At 48.2% G+C, this 521-nt stretch carries 1 protein-coding gene; it reads right to left on the bottom strand.

Features of this window, described 5'->3' with window-relative positions; all coding sequences use genetic code 11:
- Positions 1-497: NAD(P)/FAD-dependent oxidoreductase (locus ACTXGO_RS16655; RefSeq protein ID WP_443575251.1), on the bottom strand; the 497-nt coding region annotated here is incomplete at its 3' end.
- Between the last annotated feature and the right edge of the window lie 24 nt (positions 498-521).

Raw genomic sequence — 521 nt, 5'->3', positions numbered from 1 at the left:
TAGCCAATCTCTGGCGTCATATCTAGATTCACTGAGGTCGGGCCGCCCCATCTATAAGCGATTTTGACGTCCTGTAATTGTGGATAAATCCATTTGAGATGCTCCTCGCAGTGCTGCCATGCTTTTGGGTGGCTATCTTTATCCATATCATTGCCATAAGCGACAGCGACGCGCCCGCCGCCCATGGTGATACGTCCATCTGCGGTCGGACGAAAGTAATGCACCAATTGCCTATTATCTTCAAACGCTTGTCTTTTGTGCCAACCGATAGCGTCCCATTGCTCAGGCGTCAAAGGCTGCGTCACTACCTGATAGGTCCACACAGGGAGTTGATGGTTTTTTAAGCGCACGCTAGGCACATTGTGCGAATAGCCATTGGTGCATATCACTAATTTGTCACTGGTAATACGACCATTAGGCGTTGTTACTTTGATGGTTCTAGATTCTTCGATATCTATCGCAGGCGTTGTCTCATAAATATCGACCCCTACTTGCAAACAGATCCGTTTTAGCTCCCGCAC

The organism is Psychrobacter sp. T6-1, from assembly GCF_052258445.1.
Note: the sequence above shows the minus strand (reverse complement) of the source record. Positions and strands in the feature narration are given on the sequence as shown.